This window comes from Bacillus sp. PK3_68 (assembly GCF_003600835.1).
Taxonomy (GTDB): Bacteria; Bacillota; Bacilli; order Bacillales; family Domibacillaceae; genus Pseudobacillus.
Map to the genome: position 1 here is coordinate 2,770,001 of NZ_NQYC01000001.1, position 2,500 is coordinate 2,772,500.

The window sequence follows — 2,500 nt, forward strand, 5'->3', positions numbered from 1 at the left end:
CACCAAGGCGACGATGCGTAGCCGACCTGAGAGGGTGATCGGCCACACTGGGACTGAGACACGGCCCAGACTCCTACGGGAGGCAGCAGTAGGGAATCTTCCGCAATGGACGAAAGTCTGACGGAGCAACGCCGCGTGAGTGAAGAAGGTTTTCGGATCGTAAAGCTCTGTTGTCAGGGAAGAACAAGTACCAAAGTAACTGTTGGTACCTTGACGGTACCTGACCAGAAAGCCACGGCTAACTACGTGCCAGCAGCCGCGGTAATACGTAGGTGGCAAGCGTTGTCCGGAATTATTGGGCGTAAAGCGCGCGCAGGCGGCTTCTTAAGTCTGATGTGAAAGCCCACGGCTCAACCGTGGAGGGTCATTGGAAACTGGGAGGCTTGAGTGCAGAAGAGGAGAGCGGAATTCCACGTGTAGCGGTGAAATGCGTAGAGATGTGGAGGAACACCAGTGGCGAAGGCGGCTCTCTGGTCTGTAACTGACGCTGAGGCGCGAAAGCGTGGGGAGCGAACAGGATTAGATACCCTGGTAGTCCACGCCGTAAACGATGAGTGCTAAGTGTTGGAGGGTTTCCGCCCTTCAGTGCTGCAGCTAACGCATTAAGCACTCCGCCTGGGGAGTACGGCCGCAAGGCTGAAACTCAAAGGAATTGACGGGGGCCCGCACAAGCGGTGGAGCATGTGGTTTAATTCGAAGCAACGCGAAGAACCTTACCAGGTCTTGACATCCCGCTGACCGGTCTGGAGACAGACCTTTCCCTTCGGGGACAGCGGTGACAGGTGGTGCATGGTTGTCGTCAGCTCGTGTCGTGAGATGTTGGGTTAAGTCCCGCAACGAGCGCAACCCTTGATCTTAGTTGCCAGCATTCAGTTGGGCACTCTAAGGTGACTGCCGGTGACAAACCGGAGGAAGGTGGGGATGACGTCAAATCATCATGCCCCTTATGACCTGGGCTACACACGTGCTACAATGGATGGTACAAAGGGCTGCAAGACCGCAAGGTTTAGCCAATCCCATAAAACCATTCTCAGTTCGGATTGCAGGCTGCAACTCGCCTGCATGAAGCCGGAATCGCTAGTAATCGCGGATCAGCATGCCGCGGTGAATACGTTCCCGGGCCTTGTACACACCGCCCGTCACACCACGAGAGTTTGCAACACCCGAAGTCGGTGGGGTAACCCTTACGGGAGCCAGCCGCCTAAGGTGGGGCAGATGATTGGGGTGAAGTCGTAACAAGGTAGCCGTATCGGAAGGTGCGGCTGGATCACCTCCTTTCTAAGGAACTTGTGAACCGTGTCAGGCTTTTAGCCGCACGTAGTAGCAACAGAGAACGCTGTTCTCACAAACGAATTAACGGCACTGTTTTTTGTTCAGTTTTGAAGGATGAATTCCTTCTATATAGGTAAGACCACTTGTTCTTTGAAAACTGGATAATATCGTATAAAAGTAACCAAGCAATAACCGAGTAATCGCCATTTTAGGTTAAGTTAGAAAGGGCGCACGGTGGATGCCTTGGCACTAGGAGCCGAAGAAGGACGGGACTAACTCCGATATGCTCCGGGGAGCTGTAAGTAAGCGTTAATCCGGAGATTTCCGAATGGGGAAACCCACTGTTCGTAATGGAACAGTATCCCTACCTGAATCCATAGGGTAGGAGAAGGCACACCCGGGGAACTGAAACATCTAAGTACCTGGAGGAAGAGAAAGCAAACGCGATTCCCTGAGTAGCGGCGAGCGAAACGGGAACAGCCCAAACCAGAAGGCTTGCCTTCTGGGGTTGTAGGACACTCTATACGGAGTTACAAAAGAACGGTGTAGGCGAAGAGGTCTGGAAAGGCCCATCAGAGAAGGTAACAATCCTGTAGCCGAAACATCGCTCTCTCCAGAGTGGATCCTGAGTACGGCGGAACACGTGAAATTCCGTCGGAATCCGGGAGGACCATCTCCCAAGGCTAAATACTCCCTAGTGACCGATAGTGAACCAGTACCGTGAGGGAAAGGTGAAAAGCACCCCGGAAGGGGAGTGAAAGAGAACCTGAAACCGTGTGCCTACAAGTAGTCAGAGCCCGTTAATGGGTGATGGCGTGCCTTTTGTAGAATGAACCGGCGAGTTGCGATTTCATGCGAGGTTAAGCCGTAAAGGCGGAGCCGCAGCGAAAGCGAGTCTGAATAGGGCGCATGAGTATGAGGTCGCAGACCCGAAACCAGGTGATCTACCCATGTCCAGGGTGAAGGTAAGGTAACACTTACTGGAGGCCCGAACCCACGCACGTTGAAAAGTGCGGGGATGAGGTGTGGGTAGCGGTGAAATTCCAATCGAACCTGGAGATAGCTGGTTCTCTCCGAAATAGCTTTAGGGCTAGCCTCAAGGGAAGAGTCTTGGAGGTAGAGCACTGTTTGGACTAGGGGCCCCCTCGGGTTACCGAATTCAGACAAACTCCGAATGCCAAAGACTTATCCTTGGGAGTCAGACTGCGAGTGATAAGATCCGTAGTCA

Annotated in this window: 2 rRNA genes (both cut by a window edge); both read left to right on the plus strand. The window is 53.3% G+C overall.

The annotated features are described in order from the left end of the window. Nucleotides 1-1,278: ribosomal RNA gene (locus CJ483_RS14060) — 16S ribosomal RNA — on the plus strand; it begins 276 nt to the left of the window's first position. 205 nt (nt 1,279-1,483) lie between these two features. Next, nucleotides 1,484-2,500, plus strand: a 23S ribosomal RNA gene (locus CJ483_RS14065); it runs 1,913 nt beyond the window's last position. The 16S and 23S rRNA genes sit together here, the layout of an rRNA operon.